Raw genomic sequence first — 20,273 nt, 5'->3', positions numbered from 1 at the left:
AGTCGCGCCATGGACGGGCGCCCGTGCCTGCGGATTACGGGACGTTTTGAAATCCTGTCGGAGTTGGCCATACTCACCAGCGACATCTTGGGTCGTAGCAGCACGACCACGTCGCTCGTGCCGCAACTGCCGTGACTCGCATCCGGTGGTTGAACGGCCAGTGTTAGGCAAGGGGTACTGAGGTGGATCAACTCCAGCATGCGACCGAGGCGCTGCGCAAAGCGCTGGTCCAGGTTGAACGCCTGAAGCGCACCAACCGTGCGCTGCTGGAGCGCTCGAGCGAGCCGATCGCGATCGTCGGCATGTCCTGTCGCTTCCCGGGCGGGGTCGATACCCCGGAGCGGCTGTGGCAGATGGTGGCCGACGGCCGCGACGTGATCTCGGACTTCCCGACTGATCGCGGCTGGGATCTGGCGGGGCTGTTCGACCCGGATCCCGACGCCCGGCACAAGACGTACGCGCGCACCGGAGGGTTCGTCGACGATGTCGCGGACTTCGACCCGGCGTTCTTCGGTATCGCACCCACCGAGGCGCTCGCCATGGACCCGCAGCATCGAATGCTGCTGGAGCTGTCGTGGGAGGCGTTGGAGCGCGGCGGCATCGACCCCAGCGGGCTGCGCGGCAGCGCCACCGGAGTGTTCGCCGGACTCATCGTCCAGGGCTACGGCATGCTCGCCGAGGAGATCGAGGGCTACCGCCTGACCGGCATGACCTCCAGCGTCGCCTCCGGGCGGGTGTCCTACGTGCTCGGGTTGGAGGGCCCCGCGGTGTCGGTGGACACCGCCTGCTCGTCGTCGCTGGTGGCATTGCACATGGCGGTCCAGTCGCTGCGGTCCGGCGAGTGCGACCTCGCCCTGGCCGGCGGCGCGACCGTTAATGCCACGCCCACCGTTTTCATCGAGTTCAGTCGCCACCGGGGGCTCGCCCCGGACGGCCGGTGCAAGGCCTACGCCGGCGCGGCCGACGGGGTCGGCTGGTCCGAGGGCGGCGCGATGCTGGTCGTGGAGCGCTTGTCGGACGCGCGCCGGCTGGGTCATCCGGTGCTGGCGGTGGTGCGCGGCTCGGCGGTCAATCAGGACGGCGCTTCCAACGGATTGACCGCGCCCAACGGCCCGTCGCAGCAGCGGGTGGTGCGTGCGGCGTTGGCCAACGCCGGATTGTCGCCCGCCGAGGTGGACGTCGTCGAAGGCCACGGCACGGGCACCACATTGGGCGATCCCATTGAGGCGCAAGCGTTGTTGGCGACCTACGGCCAGGATCGCAGCGAGCCGCTGTGGCTGGGCTCGATCAAGTCGAACATGGGTCACACCCAGGCCGCCGCCGGCGTCGCGGGCGTGATCAAGATGGTGCAGGCGATGCATCACGAGACGCTGCCCGCGACGTTGCACGTGGATCAGCCCAGCCCGCACGTGGATTGGACCGCGGGCGCGGTGTCGTTGCTGAGCGAGGCGCGGCCTTGGAAAGTTAAGTCGGCAGCGGATCACGCGCGCCGCGCGGGGATCTCGTCGTTCGGTATCAGCGGCACCAACGCCCACGTGATCGTCGAGTCCGCCCCGCCGCAAGAACCGGCCGAACCCGTCCCAACCCCCGCGGTCGTGCCGTGGGTACTGTCGGCAAAGTCGTTGCCGGCGTTGGCTTCTCAGGCTTCTCGGTTGGCCGCGCACGTAGCGGCCTATGACGGGCTCGACATCGCCGACGTGGCGTGGTCGTTGGCGGGCCGGGCCACCTTCGAGCACCGGGCCGTTGTCGTCGGTGGTGACCGCGACCGGTTGCTGGCCGGGCTGGAGGAGCTGGCCGGCGACCAGCCGGGCGCCTCGATCATCCGGGGCACAGCGTTGCCTGCGGGCAAACACGTCTTCGTCTTTCCCGGCCAGGGCTCGCAATGGCTCGGCATGGGCATCGAATTGCTCGATGCCGCACCGGTATTCGCCCAGCACATCGAAGCATGCGCGGAGGCGTTCGCCGAATTCGTCGACTGGTCGCTGATCGACGTTCTGCGCGGCGCGCCGGGCGCTCCGAGGATGGACCGCGTCGACGTCGTGCAGCCGGTGCTCTTCGCGGTGATGGTGTCGCTGGCCGAATTGTGGAAGTCGGTCGGGGTCAACCCCGATGCGGTGATCGGTCACTCGCAGGGCGAGATCGCCGCGGCCTATGTCGCCGGTGCGCTGTCGTTGCGGGATGCCGCGCGCGTGGTGACGCTGCGCAGCAAACTGCTGCGCTCGCTGGCTCACCCCGGCGGCATGGTGTCCATCGCGTGCAGCACCGAGCGCGCGCGAGAATTGCTGGCGCCCTACGGCAGTCGGATCAGCATCGCCGCCGTCAATGGCCCGTCCGCGGTCGTGGTCTCGGGTGAGGTCGCCGCGTTGGAGGAACTCATCGGCTTCTGCGCCGATCTCGACCTGCGGACCCGCCGTATCGACGTGGACTACGCGTCGCATTCGGTCGAGGTCGAGGCGATACGCGAGGAGCTGACCGCGGCGCTGGCCGGCATCGACCCGCGCACCTCGCGGGTCGCCTTCTTCTCCACCGTATCCGGAAGCCGTTTGGACACGGCCGGTTTGGATGCCGCCTACTGGTACCGCAACATCCGGCAGACTGTGCAATTCGAGCAAGCGGTGCGCGCCGCGTGCGAGAGCGGATACCGGACATTCATCGAATCGAGTCCGCATCCCGCGTTGATCGCCGGCATCGAGGAGACCTACAACGACTCGGGCGCCCCCGGCGACACCGAGGCGATTGTCGTTCCCACCCTGGGCCGCGACGACGGTGGACTCGAGCGATTCCTGACGTCGGCCGCTGCGGCCTTCACCGCCGGCGTGAACGTGAACTGGCGCGGCGTACTCGACGGAGCCGGTTTCGTCGAGCTGCCCACGTATGCCTTTGACCGACGCAGGTTTTGGCTGTCGGGCGAGGGCATCGGCGCCGACGTCGCAGGTTTGGGGCTGGGCACCAGCGAGCATGCGCTGCTGTCCGCGGTCGTCGAGCTGCCGGCCTCGGGCGGGGTGGCGCTGACCGGGCGCCTGTCACCCAGCGTGCAGGGCTGGCTGGCCGATCACGCCGTGTCGGGCACGGTGGTGTTCCCCGGCGCGGGTTTCGTCGAGCTCGCCATCCGCGCCGGCGACGAAGTCGGATGTTCGACGGTCGACGAGCTCACGCTGCAGGCGCCGTTGCTGCTGCCGGTCGCCGATTCCGGGTTCGGTTCGGTGGCAGTGCAAGTCGTGGTGGGCCCGGCCGAAGAGTCGGGGCAGCGCAGTGTCGCGATTTTCTCGCGCGTCGACGCCGACTCCGCGTGGGTGTGCCACGCCGAGGGGGCCCTGAGCTCCGCGCCGGTCGAGCCGGGCGCCGATCTGTCGGTGTGGCCGCCGGCGGGTGCGGTCGCGGTGAACGCGGCCGACGGCTACCAGAAGCTGACGGCCCGCGGGTATGGCTACGGCCCGGCCTTCCAGGGCCTGACCGCCATCTGGGTCCGCGGCGACGAGGTGTTCGCCGAAGTGCGACTGCCTGACGCGGCCGGCGGCGTCAGTGGGTTCGGGGTGCACCCGGCATTGCTCGACGCGGCAATGCATTCCATGGTCATGGCTCACCAGGGTGACGACCAGGCCGCCGATGTGGTGTTGCCCTTTGCCTGGCAAGGCATTTCGCTGCATGCCGGGGGCGCCTCGGCGGTTCGCGCGCGCATCGCGCCGGCGGGCGCCGCCGGATTCTCGATTGAGCTTGCCGACGGGCTGGGGTTGCCGGTGCTCTCGGTGGGGACCGTGGTCGCCCGCCCGGTCAACGAGCAGCAACTGCGCGCGGCGATCGCGGGCTCGGGCCCGGACCGGCTGTTCGAGGTGGTGTGGTCACCTGCGGTCACCGGTACCAACCCGGCTCCGTCTCACCGACTGCTTGAATCCGTTGCCACCGAGGATGATCCGATGGCAGCTACCCATCCGCGCACCCATCAGGTGCTGGCCGCCGTGCAATCGTGGCTGACCGAACACGACTCGGGCGTCCTGGTCGTCGCGACCCGTGGGGCGATGGGATTGCCGGGGGAGGACGTCACGGATCTGCCGGGCGCCGCGGTGTGGGGGCTGGTGCGATCGGCGCAGACCGAACACCCCGGCCGGATCGTGCTGGTGGATTCCGATGCGCCCCTCGACGATGACGCGACAGCCGCGGTCGTGGCGGCCGGTGAACCTCAGGTATTGCTGCGTGGCGCAACGCTTTACACCCCACGGGTACGGGGCAGCCGCGCAGTCGACGGCATCTTGGTGCCGCCCGCCGAGGGGCCCTGGCGCCTGGGCATCAGCAACGCAGGCACCTTCGAGAACCTGCGCCTGGAACCGGTTCCCAACGCCGGGGCACCGCTGGAGCCGGGCCAGGTTCGGGTGGCACTGCGGGCCATCGCCACCAACTTCCGTGACGTGATGATCACCCTGGGCATGTTCACCCACGACGCCCTGCTCGGCGGCGAGGGTGCGGGCGTGGTGGTCGAAGTCGGTCCGGGTGTCACCGAATTCGCGGTCGGCGATTCGGTCTACGGATTCTTCCCCGACGGCAGCGGCACGCTGGTGCCCGGCGATACCCGTCTGCTGCTGCCGAAGCCCGACGACTGGTCCTACGCCGAAGCCGCCGCCATTTCCGCGGTTTTCACCACCGCATACATGGCATTCATCCATCTGGCCGACGTCAAGCCGGGCCAGCGGGTGCTGGTGCACGCGGCCGCCGGCGGCGTGGGCATGGCCGCCGTACAGCTGGGCCGGTACCTGGGTCTGGAGATTTTCGCCACCGCGAGCCGCGGCAAGTGGGACACGTTGCGGGCCATGGGCTTTGACGACGACCATATCGGTGACTCGCGCAGTCTGGACTTCGAGGAGAAGTTCCGCACGGTCACCGGCGGGCGTGGCATGGATGTGGTGCTGGACTCGCTGGCCGGTGAATTCGTCGACGCATCACTGCGCCTGGTCGCCCCCGGCGGTGTGTTCTTGGAGATGGGCAAGACCGACATCCGCGACCCCGGTGCGGTCGCCCGCGAGTACCCGGGTGTGCGCTACCGCGCCTTCGACCTGTTCGAGCCGGGCCGTCCCCGCATGCACGAGTGGATGCTCGAGCTCGCGCAACTGTTCGACAGCGGGGTGCTTAAGCCCCTGCCGGTGACGACTTTCGATGTGCGGCGCGCCCGTTCGGCGTTGCGGTATCTTAGTCAGGCCCGCCACATCGGCAAGGTGGTTCTCACGCTGCCCGACGCTTGGGCGGCGGGAACGGTGTTGATCACCGGTGGCACCGGGATGGCGGGTTCGACGCTGGCCCGTCACCTGGTGACGCGCCATGGCGTGCGGGACCTGGTGCTGCTGAGCCGCAGCGGTCCGGATGCCGCCGGATCTGCCGCGCTGGTCGCCGAATTGGAGGCGGCCGGGGCGAGCGCAAAGGTGGTCGCCTGCGACGCCGCCGACCGGGCCGAACTGGCCGCGGTGATCGCCGAGATTCCTGAGCTGACCGCGGTCATTCACGCCGCCGGCGTGCTCGACGACGCCGTGGTCACCTCGCTGACGCCCGAGCGGGTGGATGCCGTGTTGCGCGCCAAGGTGGACGCGGCCTGGAACCTGCACGAGCTCACGCGCGAACTCGATGTGTCTGCGTTCGTGATGTTTTCGTCGATGGCCGGCCTGGTGGGTTCGTCGGGCCAGGCCAACTACGCCGCGGGTAACACCTTCCTGGACGGGTTGGCCGCGCATCGCCGCGCCCACGGACTGCCGGCGATCTCGCTGGGGTGGGGGCTGTGGGACCAGGCCAGCGCCATGACCGGCGGACTCGACGCCGCCGACCGCGCCCGCCTGAACCGTGACGGCATTCTGGCGTTGTCGTCGGATGAAGCGATGGAACTGTTCGACACCGCCTTGATTGTCGACGAGGCCTTCATCGCGCCCGCCCGCATCGACCTGGCGGCGCTGCGCGCGCATGCGGCCGCCGTACCGCCAATGTTCGCCGACCTGCTCAACGCGCCAGCCCGGCGCCAGGTCGACGACTCGCTGGCCGCCGCGAAGTCGAAATCGGCTCTGGCGCACCGGCTGCACGGGCTCTCCGAGCCCGAACAGCACGCGGTGCTGTTGGATCTGGTCCGCTCGCACATAGCGACCGTGCTGGGCAATACGACCGTCGAGGCGATCGACCCCGATAAGGCCTTCCAGGATCTGGGCTTCGACTCGCTGACCGCGGTCGAAATGCGCAACCGGCTGAAAACCGCTACCGGACTGGCGCTTTCGCCCACTCTGATCTTCGATTACCCGACGCCGAACGGGCTGGCCGGTTACATCCGCAAGGAGCTCGCCGGAGTTCCGCAAGAAATCGCCCATACCCCGGCCGTGGCGGTCACCGGCGAAGACCCGATCGTGATCGTGGGCATGTCATGCCGCTACCCGGGTGGGGTGAGTTCTCCCGAGGACCTGTGGGAGATGCTGACCGAGGGCCGCGATGTCCTCACCGAATTCCCGAGCGATCGCGGCTGGGATATCGCCGGTGTGTACAACCCGGACCCCGATGTTCCGGGCACCTGCTACACCCGCACCGGCGGTTTCGTCGACGGGGTCGGCGACTTCGATCCCGCCTTCTTCGGCATCACCCCGACTGAGGCACTCGCAATGGACCCGCAACAACGGATGTTCCTCGAACTTTCGTGGGAAGCCTTGGAACGGGCCGGGATTGAGCCCGGTGCGTTGCGGGGCAGCGCGACGGGCATGTTTGCCGGCGTTTACACCCAGGGGTACGGCATTGGCGCCGCACCGACCGCGGAGGGCTTCCGGCTGACCGGTCAGTCCTCGAGCGTCGCGTCGGGCCGAGTGTCCTACGTGCTGGGCCTGGAAGGCCCCGCGGTGTCGGTGGACACCGCATGCTCGTCGTCGTTGGTCGCGTTGCACATGGCCGCACAGTCGCTGCGCTCCGGCGAGTGCGACCTGGCCCTGGCAGGTGGTGTCACGGTCAACGCCACCCCCGACATCTTCGTGGAGTTCAGCCGGATGCGTGGGCTGTCCGTCGACGGTCGTTGCAAGGCGTACGCGGGGGCCGCCGACGGCACCGGATTCTCCGAAGGCGGCGGCATGCTCGTCGTCGAGCGGTTGTCGGACGCTCGGCGGCTGGGTCATCCGGTGCTGGCGGTGGTCCGCGGCTCGGCCATCAATCAGGACGGGGCCTCCAACGGTTTGACCGCCCCCAACGGCCCGTCGCAGCAACGCGTGGTGCGCGCCGCGTTGGCCAGCGCCGGCCTGTCGACGGCCGACGTCGATGTGGTGGAAGGCCACGGCACCGGCACCACCTTGGGCGATCCCATTGAGGCCCAGGCATTGTTGGCGACCTATGGCCAGCACCGCACCGAGCCGCTGCTCCTGGGCTCGATCAAGTCGAACATGGGTCACACTCAGGCCGCCGCGGGTGTGGCCGGTGTGATCAAGATGGTGCTCGCGATGCGCCACGAGCTGCTGCCGGCGACCTTGCACGTGGATCAGCCCAGCCCGCACGTGGATTGGTCGGCGGGCGCGGTGTCGTTGCTGACCGAAGCGCGGCCGTGGCCCGCCGTGGGGCGCACGCACCGGGCGGGTGTGTCGTCGTTCGGCATCAGCGGCACCAACGCCCACGTGATCATCGAGGCTGCCCCCACCGACGTCGACGACATCGTCGAGCGCGCAGTGGGACCGGTGCTGCCGTGGGTGGTGTCGGCAAAGTCATTGTCGGCGTTGGGCTCTCACGCGTCCCGGCTGGCCGCCTACCTGCGCGGCCACCGTGACCTCGAGTCCGCCGACGTGGCGTGGTCGCTGGCGGGCCGGACGAACTTCGAACATCGTGCCGTCATCGCCGGTGCCGATCGCGCGCAGTTGCTGACCGGCCTGGACGAATTGGCCACCGGCGAGGCCGCTTCGGTGATCCGCGGCAGCGCAACGACGGGCAAGACCGTCTTCGTGTTCCCGGGCCAGGGCGCCCAGATTCTGGGCATGGGCATGGGCCTGCACGCCGGATATCCGGTGTTCGCCGAGGCGTTCAACAGTGTGGTCGCCGAACTCGACCGGCACCTGCTGCGCCCCCTGCGCGACGTCATGTGGGGTCGCGACGAGGCGCTGCTGAACACCACCGAATTCGCCCAGCCCGCCTTGTTCGCGGTGGAAGTCGCCCTGTTCCGGCTGCTCGAATCCTGGGGTGTGCGACCCGACTTCGTGATGGGTCACTCGATCGGCGAGGTGGCCGCCGCGCACGTGGCCGGGGTGCTGTCCTTGGAGAACGCCGCGGTGCTGGTGGCCGCCCGGGGTCGCTTCATGCAAGCGCTACCGGCGGGCGGGGCGATGGTGGCCGTGCAGGCCGGCGAAGAAGAGGTGCGCCCGTTGCTGACGGCCGATACCGGCATCGCGGCAGTCAATGCGCCGGGCTCCGTGGTGATTTCGGGTGCCGAAGACGGGGTCACCGCGATCGCCGAGCGGCTTCGTGCCGACGGCCGCCGCGTGCACAAGCTGACGGTTTCGCACGCGTTCCACTCGCCGTTGATGGATCCGATGATCGACGAATTCGGTACGGTCGCGGCCGGACTCGCCATCGGCAAGCCCACCATCCCGATCATGTCGAATGTGACCGGCCAGCTGGCCGGTGACGACTTCGCCACGGCGGCGTATTGGAAGCGGCACGTGCGCGAGGCGGTGCGATTCGCCGACAGCATCCGGTTCGTCAACGCAGCGGGTGCAACCCGTTTCCTCGAAGTCGGGCCCAGCGGCGGCCTGACGGTTTCCATCGAAGAATCGCTTCCCGATGCCCCGATCATCACGATGTCCGCACTGCGCAAGGACCGTTCGGAGCCGGAAACCCTGACCACGGCGATTGCGCAGGGGTACGTCGCCGGCATGGAGGTGGACTGGCGCGCCGCCATTGGCCGGGCTGAATTCGTCGAGCTTCCCACCTATGCCTTTGAGCGACGGCGCTTTTGGCTGGCCGGCGACGGTGCCCCGGCCGACGCGGCGGGCCTGGGGCTGGCGGCCGGCGAACATCCATTGCTGGGGGCGGTGGTCGAGCTGCCGGCCTCGGGCGGGGTGGTGCTGACGGGCCGGCTATCGCCGAGCGTGCAGACCTGGTTGAACGACCACGCCGTCGGTGGGGTCGTCCTGTTCCCCGGAGCCGGATTCGTCGAGCTGGCGATCCGCGCCGGTGACGAGGTGGGCTGTGGAACCGTTGACGAATTGAATCTCGCGGCGCCCCTGGTGTTGCCGGCCGGCGGGTCGGTCGCGGTCCAGGTGGTGGTCGGCGGTGCCGTGGGGGCACCTCCCGCTGGCGGGGGAGAGGGCGGTGTTCGGGCGGTGTCGGTGTTCTCCCGCGGCGAGGCCGGTTCCGACTGGGCGTTGCATGCCGAGGGGATGCTGCGCACGGGCTCGGCCGAACCGAGCGCAGACCTGTCGGCCTGGCCGCCGGTCGGTGCGGTTGCCGTCGACATCGGCGACGGTTATGGGCGGCTGGCCGAACGCGGCTACGGATACGGGCCCGCGTTCCGCGGCCTGAGCTCGATGTGGCGTCGCGGCGACGAAGTGTTCGCCGAAGTGACGCTGCCCGCGGACGCCGGGGTGTCGGTGGCCGGGTTCGGGGTTCACCCGGTGATGCTCGACGCCGCGCTGCACGCGGTGATCCTGGCTTCCGATGCCGACGAGCTTGCCGAAGGTTCGATGCTGGTGCCGTTCTCCTGGCAGCAGGTCTCGTTGCATGCCGCGGGCGCGGCGGCGGTCCGGGCGCGGATCGTGCCGGTGGGAGATTCAGCTGTGTCCATCGAGCTGGCGGATGGCCTTGGGCTGCCGGTGCTTTCGGTGGCGTCGATGGTCGCCCGGCCGGTCACCGATCAGCAGTTGCTGGCCGCGGTCTCGAACTCGGGTCCGGACCGGCTCTTCGAACTCGACTGGATCGTGCAGCCGTCATCCTCGGTACAACCGGTCGCGGTGTCCGCTTGGAACGCAACGGAATCCGAGGCCGTCGAGGGGCAGCGGCAAGCGGTGGTGTTCGAGTCGACGCCGGTCGCCGACGACATTCTGGCCGGGGTGTACGCCGCCACCCGCGCGGTGCTGCCGGTGCTGCAGTCGTGGTTGGCTCGTGAGGGCGCAGGCACGCTGGTGGTGTCGACCCGGGGTGCGATGACGTTGCCGGGGGAGGACATCACCGATCTGGCGGGTGCCGCGGTGTGGGGCTTGGTGCGCTCGGCGCAGACCGAGCATCCCGGGCGGATCGTACTGGTCGACACCGACGGTCCGCTCGACGACGAGGCGGTCGCCGCGGTCCTGGCCGCCGGTGAGCCGCAGGTATTGCTGCGTGGCGCAAAGGTTTACATCGCCCGCGTGCATGGCAGCCGCGCGGTCAGCAGTCTCTTGGTGCCGCCGGGCGATGGCCCGTGGCGGCTGGGGATGACCAGTCGCGGCACCTTCGAGAACCTGCGACTGGAACGGATCCCCGTGGCCGACGCGCCGCTGGGTCCCGGACAGGTTCGGGTCGCGCTGTCGGCGATCGCGGCCAACTTCCGCGACGTGATGATCGCGCTTGGTCTCTACCCGGACCCGGACGCGGTCATGGGCATCGAGGCGTCCGGCGTCGTCGTGGAGACGGGGCCGGAAACCGCCTCGCGGGAAGGCCGTTTCGTTGTCGGCGACCGCGTCATGGGCCTGTTCCCCGACGGAACCGGAACAATCGCCGTTACCGACGAGCGACTGCTGGCCAAGGTGCCGGCCGGCTGGTCGCACACCGCCGCCGCGACCACCACGGTGGTTTTCGCGACCGCCTATTACGCGCTGACGGATCTGGCCGCGGCCAGGCCCGGCCAGCGGGTGCTGGTGCATGCGGCTGCCGGCGGTGTCGGGATGGCCGCCGTGCAGCTCGCCCGGCACCTGGGCCTGGAGGTCTTCGCGACCGCCAGCCGCGGTAAGTGGGACACGTTGCGGGCCATGGGCTTCGACGACGACCACATCTCCGACTCGCGCAGCCTGGACTTCGAGGACAAGTTCCGCGCGGTCACCGCGGGGCGCGGCATGGATGTGGTACTGGATTCGCTGGCCGGCGATTTCGTCGACGCTTCACTGCGGCTGGTGGCCCCCGGCGGAATCTTGCTGGAGATGGGCAAGACCGACATCCGTGAACCGGATCAGGTCGCCGTCGAGCATCCGGGTGTGCGCTACCGCGCGTTCGATCTCTTCGAGGCGGGACCCGAGCGCATCCAGCAGATGCTGGACGAGCTGGCCGCACTGTTCGGCGACGACGTGCTACGGCCGTTGCCGGTCACCAGGTTTGACGTGCGACGCGCTCCGGCGGCGTTGCGGTACCTGAGCCAGGCCCGCCATGTCGGCAAGGTCGTGATGACTGTGCCTGTTGGACCGGGTAACTGGCTGGGTGCCGGCACCGTGCTGATCACCGGTGGAACCGGGATGGCGGGCTCGGCACTGGCCCGTCATGTGGTGTCGCGACACGGCGCCCGCAATGTCGTGTTGGTGAGCCGGCGTGGTCTGGATGCGCCGGGCGCCGCGGAATTGATGACCGAGCTCAGCGCAACCGGGGCCCAGGTGCAGGTGGTGGCCTGCGATGTCGCCGATCGCGAGGCGCTGGCCAAGGTGATCGCCGATATCCCGGTGACCCGACCGCTGTCCGGGGTGATCCATGCGGCCGGGATGCTCGACGACGCAGTCATCTCCTCGTTGACCCCGGAGCGGGTGGATGCGGTGTTGCGGGCCAAGGTCGATGGCGCCTGGAATCTGCACGAGTTGACCCGCGACCTGGATGTGTCCGCCTTTGTGCTGTTTTCGTCGATGGCCGGGTTGGCGGGGGCGTCCGGCCAGGCCAACTACGCGGCCGCCAACTCGTTCCTGGACGGGTTGGCGCTGCACCGGCGAAGGTCCGGGTTGCCGGCGATATCGCTGGGGTGGGGACTGTGGGACCAGGCCAGCGCCATGACCGGTGCGCTGGGCGCCGCCGATCGTGCCCGGTTCGGCCGGGACGGCATCGTCGCGATGTCCTCCGATCAGGCGCTGGAGTTGATGGACACCGCACTGATCGTCGACGAGCCGTTCCTGCTGCCGGCTCACATCGACCTTGCCGCGCTGCGGGTGAAGTTCGACGGCGGAACGCTGCCGCCGATGTTCGTCGATCTGATCAACGCGCCGACCCGGCGCCAGGTCGACGATTCGCTGGCTGCTGCCAAGTCGAAATCGGCTCTGCTGCAACGCCTTGAAGGCCTAGCCGAAGACGAGCAATACGCCGTGCTGCTGGATCTGGTGCGCTCCAATATCGCCACGGTGCTGGGGAGCTCCAGCCCCGAGTCCATCGATCCGGACCGCGCGTTCCAGGAGCTCGGCTTTGACTCGCTGACCGCGGTCGAAATGCGCAACCGGTTGAAGTCCGCGACCGGCCTGGCACTTTCACCCACGCTGATCTTCGATTACCCGAACTGCGCGGCGCTGGCCGGTTATATGCACTCCGAGCTCATCGGAACCGAAGAGCAAAGTACTCCGTCGGCCGCGCCCGGGGAAGCCGACATCCAGCGTGTGGTGGGCTCGATTCCGGTGAAGCGACTGCGGCAGGCCGGCGTGCTGGAGTTGTTGCTGGCATTGGCAACCGAAGACGCAACCGTGCCGGTGCCGGCTGCAGGGGTGAGTGCCGAAAAGGACATCGCGGACATGGACCTCGAGGACTTGCTCAATGCCGCGTTGAGCGACGACGACGAATAGCCGACGAAGGCGCGCCGGCGACGATGCAGAGCGTAGCGATGAGGAGGAGCGGCGCTTGAGCAAGGGAAGTCAGTGAGAGTCGCGGTCACCGGGGCCGGCGGTGTCCTCGGCCGCGGTCTGTCCGCCCGACTGCTCAGCCAGGGCCACGAGGTCGTGGGGATCGCGCGACACCGGCCCCAAAGCTGGTCGAGCGCGGCCGATTTCATCGAGGCGGATATCCGGGACGCGAGCGCGGTCAAACGCGGCATCGGGGGCGCGGACGTCATCGTGCATCTCGCCTGGGCACGATGCCCCGGACCTGACGAACGTATCGGCCATGAGGTCAACGTCGGGGGCACGGTCAACGTCCTGGAAGCGATGGCCGAGACCGGTTCCCGGCGCCTTGTTTTCGCCTCGTCCGCGCACGTCTACGGCAGGGCCGACGCGCCGAAAGGCGAGCAGCAGCCGATGGTTCCGGTGCTGGCCGACGGCGTGCATCAGGCCCGCGTCGAGGATCTGCTGGGTGGGTTGGACGCCGAGTGGGTCGCGATCCGCTCGGCGCTGATCGTCGGACGCAACGTCGACAACTGGGTGCGCGGGCTGCTGGCGTCGCCGGTGTTCCCCGAGGGATCTGACGATCGCCGCATACAGGTCGTCCACCTCGACGACGCACTGCGGCTGTTCACTCGCGCGGTAACGGACGCCGACATTGCCAACGGCCCAGTCAATCTGGCCGCCGCGGGCGGGCAGACGTTCCGTCAGATCGCCGCCGCGCTGGGTCGCCCGATCCGACGGCGGCGCGGGCCGTTGCGGCCCTGGGGACGACGCGGCGAGCTGGAGCTGGTGCGCGGCGCCCCGCTGATAAATACCACGCGGCTGCGCGAGCAGTGGGGATTCCAGCCGGCGTGGAACTGCGACGAATGTATCGAGGACTTCGCGGTTGCGGTGCGCGGCCGCATCGCGCTGGGCAAGCGGGTCGTGTCGCTGCCGTGGCGGCTGGCCAACGTCGCGGACCTGCCGGCCGTCGATGCGGCGGCCGATGACGGGGAGATCCCCAGATTGGCTGGGCCGGCAGGAGTTAACGGCGAGTTCGACACCCCGATCGACCCGCGGTTTCCGACCTTCCTGGCCACCAACTTGTCCGAGGCGCTGCCAGGGCCGTTTTCGCCCGCCTCGGCGTCGGCGACCGTACGCGGGTTGCGCGCCGGCGGTGCCATCATTGCCGAGCGGCTGCGGCCGGGCGGAATGGTCCAGCGCGAAATCGCCATGCGTACCGTCGCGGTGTTCGCCCATCGGCTGTACGGGGCGATTACGTCGGCGCACTTCATGGCCGAAACCGTGCCGTTCGCCAAGCCGTCGATGATCGTCAGCAACAGTGGGTTCTTCGGCCCCAGCATGGCCTCGCTACCCGTCTTCGGTGAGCAGCGCCCCGCCGAAATCGGCCGGGGCCGAAGGCAACTGCGTAATGCCCGCAACATCGGGGTATTCGGTGTCAATCTCGTCGGCCTGAGCGCCGGCGCATCCCGCGATACCGAAGACTTCATCGCCGACGTGGACCGCCTGGAACGGCTGACCGAAGATGTGACCCAGCTCGACGATCGCCGGTTGCTGAGCCTGATCGGGTTGGCGCGCGACCAGGTGGTGCACGGATGGGTGCTGGCCTCGGCGTCGTTCATGCTGTGCGCCGCGTTCAACGTATTGCTGCGCGGCTTGTGCGGTCGCGACACCTCCCCGGCTGCGGGGCCCGAACTGGTCAGTGCTCGCTCGGTAACGGCGATGCAACGGTTGGTTCTCGCGGCACAATGCGATCCGAATGTAGTGCGGCTGTTGGACGAACCGGGAGAGCGGCTCGACAAGCTGGCCGTCGACGCGCCGCAATTCCACGCCGCGGTGCTGGCCGAGCTGGCGTTGATCGGTCACCGCGGTCCCGCGGAGCTCGAGATGCTTTCAACGAGCTATGCCGACGACCCCGAGCTGCTGATCCGGATGGTGGCCAGGGCAATGAGCGCCCCTGCGGCGCCCAAGCCGCACCAGCCGCGAATTCCGTTGCGGGCCAAGCCGGTAGCGGTGCTGGCTGCAGGCCAACTGCGCGACCGCGAAGCCCGTCGCGACAAGGTGGTACGCGCCAACTGGGTACTGCGCGGTCTGCTGCGCGAATACGGGCGCAGGATGGTCGACGCCGGGGTCTTCGACGCCCCCGACGACGTGTTCTACCTGCTGGTCGACGAGCTCGACGCCCTGCCGCCCGACGTCAAAAAGCTGGTGGCACGCCGCCGGGCCGAGCGGCGCCGTCTGGTCACCGTCGCTCCGCCAACAGTATTCAGCGGGAGGTGGGAGCCTTCCACCACGTCGGCCCCCGCTCTTTCCAGCGGAGACACCCTGCGCGGTGTCGGTGTGTGTGGTGGACGGGTGCGCGGCCGGGTGCGGATCGTGCGGCCCGAAACCATCGACGAACTGCAACCCGGTGAGATTTTGGTCGCGGAGGTTACCGACGTCGGGTACACGGCGGCTTTCTGCTACGCCGCGGCCGTCGTGACAGAACTCGGCGGCCCGATGTCGCATGCCGCCGTAGTGGCTCGCGAGTTCGGGTTTCCGTGTGTGGTCGATGTTCACGGCGCCACCACCTCATTGCCGTCGGGCGCGCTGATCGAGGTCGACGGAACGACGGGCGAAATCTGCGTGCTTTAGCCGGCCGGTGCGGACGAGCGAGCCGGACTAGCTCGCGGATCGGCTGAATTCCCAACGCGTCCCCAGCGGTGGCTCTGCCGCCGGCACCCCTTACGCCGGTTTCCAGAAGGCGATACAGTAACCGCCACGGGAAGGACGACGTAACGATGCGCAGAGTGATCCAGTTCTCCACTGGGAATGTGGGCCGACATTCGCTGCGGGCGATCATCGGCCGGCCGGACCTCGAACTTGTCGGCGTGCACGCCGCAAGCGCGGACAAGATCGGCAAGGACGCGGCCCAGCTGTGCGGACTCGACGCACCGACCGGCATCGTCGCCACCGACGACATCGATGCCCTGGTGAACCTCGGTGCCGATTGTGTGGTGTACACGTCGCAGGGCGAGACCCGGCCGATGGAAGCGATCGAGCAGATGTCTAAGTTCCTCGCCGCGGGCACCAATGTCGTCGGTACCTCGATGGTCTGGCTGGTCACGCCGCATCACGCCGAAGACTGGCTGCGAGAGCCGCTGGAGCGCGCCTGCGCGGCGGGCAACACCTCGCTTTACGTCAACGGCATCGACCCCGGCTTCTCCGGCGATACGCTCGTTCATGCGGCGGTCAGCCTGGCGACTCGCGTCGATTCGATCACCGTGCAGGAGATCTTCGATTACGGGAACTACGATGATGCCGAGTTCACCGGCGCCGCAATGGGGTTCGGATCGACTGAAGACGACGATTCGCCGATGATGTTTCTGCCCGGGGTGATTGTGTCGATGTGGGGTGGTCAGGCCCGGAGTCTGGCGGACAATCTGGACATCGACCTCGACGAGGTGCGCCAGCGCGTCGAGCCCTGGTACACGCCACAACGAATCGACTGCACGATGATGACGGTCGAGCCGGGACAGATGGCCGCGGTGCGTTTTGCGACCGAGGGCGTGCTCGGCGGCAAGCCGGTGATCACCCTCGAGCATGTCACCAGGCTCACCAACGCGGCGGCACCGCACTGGGAATTCCCGCCCGAGGGCCACACCGGGGTGCACCGTGTCGTCGTGGAGGGCGAGCCGCGCGTCGAGATCAACACCCATCTTTCGCACCCGGTGCTGGATTCCACTGACGCGGGCTGCATTTCGACGGCGGGTCGCGCGGTCAACGCGATCGAGTGGGTGTGTCGCGCACCGCAGGGACTTGTTGCGGTGGAGGACATTCCGCTGTCCGCGACGATGCGCGGCGCGATGTGGGCCGAGGGCTGACCGTTACAGCGGCCAGTTGTCCGGGTCGATTGCGCGGAAAGTGGCCGCCGGCGGAAGCGGCCGTCGTTCACCGGTCGATATCGCGTCGAGCATCAGCGCCACGTAGCGCCGCCAACCATCGCTGAACGGCTCCATCGTCGACAGCACGCTGTACAGCATTCCGATCAGGCGCAACAGGTCCGCGGCTACCAGCTCGGCGCGGATCACGCCGTCCCGCTGACCGCGCCGTACCAGCTCGTTGAGCGCTTCGCTCAGCGAGTCGGACATGTCGGCACTCAGCGATCCCGCTCGTTGCGCGGCGATCAACAGGTTCTGCTCCCGCGAGCCCAGCGCAATCGTTGCTTCGAAGAGCTGGGTGAGGCCGCGCAATGCGTCCTCGCACTTGCGGGCGTCGGCGATGACGGGCATCAGGTCTTCGGCTATGCCCTGATCCAGTGCCGCCCGCACCAGGTCGGCCTTTGCGGGAAACCGGCGATAGAGCGTTCGTTCGCCGACTCCGGCCCGGCGTGCGACCGCCTCCACCGGCGCGTCGGGTCCCAGCTCGCTGTAAACGTCCCGGGCGGCTCGCAGGATCCGCTCGACGTTGCGAGCCGCGTCCGCGCGCAAGGTTCGGTCGGCAACCGCCGTCATTCTCACAGCTTAACTTCCCGTTGACTGCCAGTCCGCTAGGTCCTACGCTGAGGCAAATGGCAGCCAACTGACACTTATGGGGAAACGCGGCTAATGTCAATCGCTTTCGAAACCTCCGAATCCAGCCTTCCCGTCATACCCGTTCAACGTGCGACGCACTGCCCGCTACACCCGCCGGCCGAGTTCGTCAACTGGCGCGACGAGCCCGGACTGCGCAAGGCGATGTATCACGGCCGACCGGCCTGGGTGGTGAGCCGCTATCGCGACATCAGGGCGGCGCTGCTCGACCCGCGCCTGTCCGCTGATACCATCCCCGCCTCGCTGAAGCCCGAGAGCCCGGACCGCACCGTGCCGGTGATGTTCGCGCGCATCGACGATCCCGAACACAATCGGCTGCGCCGGATGTTGGTGCGCGACTTCACCTTTCGGCGTTGCGAGTCGATGCGGCCGCAGATCCAGGAAACGGTCGACGGATTCATCGAACAGATGATCGGCAACGGGCCGCCCGCCGACCTGGTCAGCGACTTCGCGCTGCCCATCCCGTCGCTGGTTATAGCGCTGTTGCTGGGCGTGCCGCCCGAAGACCTGGAACTGTTCCAGCGCAACTCGACGCTGGGGCTCGAGGTCGCCACACCCGATGACGTCAGGGCACAGGCCTTCGCCGAGATGTACGTCTACATACAGGATTTGGTGGAACGCCGGACGCACGATCCCGGCGACGACATGATCAGCCGCCTTGTCACCGACTACGTCGCGACGGGCCAGCTCACCCGCGAGACGGCGGCGATGAACGGCGTGGTGATGATGCTTGCCGGTCACGAAACCAGCGCGAATATGATCTCGCTGGGAACGGTTGCGCTGCTCGAGCATCCGGAGGTTTACCAACGTCTGGGCCGTACCGACGACCATTCCGTCATCGCCAACATCGTCGAAGAGTTGATGCGGTATCTCAGCATCGTGCACAGCCAGGTGGACCGGGTGGCGACCGAAGACTTCGTTCTCGGCGGTCAGATGATCCGGGCCGGTGACATGGTCTTGATGAACATACCCGCCGGAAACTGGGACGCCGAGTTCGTCGACAACCCTGAACGCTTTGACCCCGAACGGAATACCCATGGGCACTTGGGGTTTGGTTACGGCGCGCATCAGTGCATCGGCCAGAATCTGGCCCGTGTCGAGATGCAGGTCGCGTTCGCCACGTTGGCACGGCGACTGCCCGGCCTCAAATTGGCGGTCTCTGTGGACAAGCTGAAGTTCAAAGAAGCGGACATCTACGGCATGAAGGAACTGCCGGTCAGTTGGTGAACGAGCTGAGGTTCGACGATCAGGTCGCCGTCATCACCGGCGCCGGCGGCGGCCTGGGCAAGCAGTACGCGCTGCTGCTGGCCTCTCGGGGTGCGCGAGTCGTCGTCAACGACGTCGGTGGCTCGGTGACGGGGGATGGCTCGAGCAACCGAGTGGCGGACGCTGCCGCACGCGAGATTCGCGAGCTGGGCGGTCAGGCCGTCGCGGACACGCACAGCGTGACCAGCGCCGAAGGGGGACAAGCGATTATCGACACCGCCCTGAGCACATGGGGTCGTGTCGATATCGTGATCAACAATGCCGGAATCGTTCGGGATGCGCCGTTCGAGGACATGACCGCCGAGCGCTTCGAGCCGCTGCTGGACGTGCATTTGCGGGGTGCGTTTCACGTGACGCGACCGGCATGGAAGGCGATGCGCGAGCAGGGATATGGCCGGATCCTCAACACCACTTCGGCAGCCGGCATCCTGGGCAATGTCGGAATGAGCAACTACGGCTCGGCCAAGACCGGGCTGCTCGGTTTTACCCGCGTGTTGGCCGCCGAAGGTGCCGGCCGCGACATTAAGGTCAACGCGGTCGCCCCGATCGCCTACACGCGGATGCTGACGCACTCGATCGACGGTGCCGCGCCCCCGGCCGACGCCGCGGCGCGAGCCGTGTTGGACGACCTGACGAACCAATACCTCAAGAAGCTGGATCCGGCCCTGGTTGCTCCGGTGGCGGCTTTCCTGACCCATCGCGATTGTCCGGTGTCGGGCGAGGTCTATACCGTTGGCGCAGGCCATGTTTCGCAATTCTTCATCGGGCGGACCAAGGGCTTCTACAGTCCCGCACTGTCAATCGAAGAGGTGCGGGACAACCTGGGGCAAATCCGCGACGAAGCCGGCTACACGGTGCCCGGCGGACCCGCCGAAGAGATGGCCGAGCTCTTCGCCATGATCATGGCCGAGTAACCGCACTGGCGGCGCTGGTCGCCGCGGGGGTGCAACAAAGTCCTCAGCAGCTGAACGCAACGCCGATGCCGTCGGGCGGCGGCACCGACCGCAGACAGCCGAACTGCTGGATTCCGGCGCTGCTGAACCTTACGGCCGACTGGCGGGCGTAGTTCACACAAAACAGGCCGGCCGGGTCGGCGCGGCAGCGATAGTCGTCATAGGACAATGTGTCCCCGCCCGCCAATTCGGGCCCGTTGCCGTAGACGAACGGCCCCGGGTCGGCGCGGGCCGCCCCGATCTGCAGGTTCGCCCCGTCGAAGGTGACCCAGCCGCCTTTCCATTCGCCGTAGGCGGTGTCCGGGCGGGGCGGCGGACTGGACAGATCGACCAGGCAGGTCAGCGCGGCGCCGGTGTGCGCGGAATCCGTCGTGCAGTCGAGCTTGGCGGCCGGGACGCTGAACGCGACGTCGGTTCCGAGCTGGGTGGTGACACCGTCGCGGACGACCGCGTGATATCGGGCCGGATCGGCAGGATGACCTGCCTCGATCCAGGTGATGACAGCCGAGATCGGCGCGCCGGCCGCTGGCGGGGCCGACGGCCCCGGCGGTTTACTCCCGGGTGAGACCGTGCTGGTGGGGGAGAAACCCGACACCGCGGTGGTGTTCGGCGCCTGCCTGGGTGCCGATTGACCCCCGCCGCCGTGCGAGCATCCGGCGGCAATCAGCACCGAGAGTGTGACCCAGACGGCCATTCGCATGCCGACAGGCTATCCGTCACACCGTGGATTTAGCCGCTACGCGCGCCCCGTA

General features: G+C 68.2%; 7 protein-coding genes. 5 read left to right on the top strand and 2 right to left on the bottom strand.

Annotated elements, in window-relative coordinates:
* Positions 1-182: 182 nt before the first annotated feature.
* From AC5Y5O_RS09135 to AC5Y5O_RS09125, 3 genes are all read left to right on the top strand, one after another.
* Positions 183-12,698 (top strand): type I polyketide synthase, encoded by a 12,516-nt coding sequence (locus AC5Y5O_RS09135; RefSeq protein WP_500024752.1) that lies wholly within the window; start codon positions 183-185, stop codon positions 12,696-12,698.
* Positions 12,699-12,770: 72 nt separating this feature from the next.
* Positions 12,771-15,365, top strand: a complete 2,595-nt coding sequence (locus AC5Y5O_RS09130) for a sugar epimerase family protein (protein ID WP_500024750.1) — start codon at positions 12,771-12,773, stop codon at positions 15,363-15,365.
* 146 nt (positions 15,366-15,511) lie between these two features.
* The gene (locus tag AC5Y5O_RS09125) at positions 15,512-16,594 is read left to right on the top strand and encodes an NAD(P)H-dependent amine dehydrogenase family protein (protein WP_096288332.1); all 1,083 of its coding nucleotides are present in this window, start codon (positions 15,512-15,514) and stop codon (positions 16,592-16,594) included.
* 3 nt (positions 16,595-16,597) lie between these two features.
* Here the strand turns inward: AC5Y5O_RS09125 and AC5Y5O_RS09120 are convergent, their stop codons facing one another.
* The gene (locus tag AC5Y5O_RS09120; RefSeq protein ID WP_500024748.1) at positions 16,598-17,224 is read right to left on the bottom strand and encodes a TetR/AcrR family transcriptional regulator; all 627 of its coding nucleotides are present in this window, start codon (positions 17,222-17,224) and stop codon (positions 16,598-16,600) included.
* Between the two features lie 93 nt (positions 17,225-17,317).
* On the opposite strand from AC5Y5O_RS09120, the gene AC5Y5O_RS09115 reads away from it, so the two are divergent.
* A complete protein-coding gene (locus AC5Y5O_RS09115; RefSeq protein ID WP_500024746.1) occupies positions 17,318-18,529 on the top strand; it encodes a cytochrome P450 in 1,212 nt (403 codons plus the stop codon).
* A complete protein-coding gene (locus AC5Y5O_RS09110) occupies positions 18,526-19,482 on the top strand; it encodes an SDR family NAD(P)-dependent oxidoreductase (protein WP_500024744.1) in 957 nt (318 codons plus the stop codon). Before AC5Y5O_RS09115 ends, AC5Y5O_RS09110 begins: the two co-directional genes overlap by 4 nt.
* Positions 19,483-19,525: 43 nt before the next feature.
* Here the strand turns inward: AC5Y5O_RS09110 and AC5Y5O_RS09105 are convergent, their stop codons facing one another.
* Positions 19,526-20,221: a hypothetical protein gene (locus tag AC5Y5O_RS09105; protein WP_500024742.1), complete on the bottom strand. Its 696-nt coding sequence runs from the start codon at positions 20,219-20,221 to the stop codon at positions 19,526-19,528.
* Positions 20,222-20,273: the final 52 nt, after the last annotated feature.

It is taken from the genome of Mycobacterium sp. NGS40 (assembly GCF_059812735.1).
This window is presented reverse-complemented; position numbering and strand designations above follow the sequence as displayed.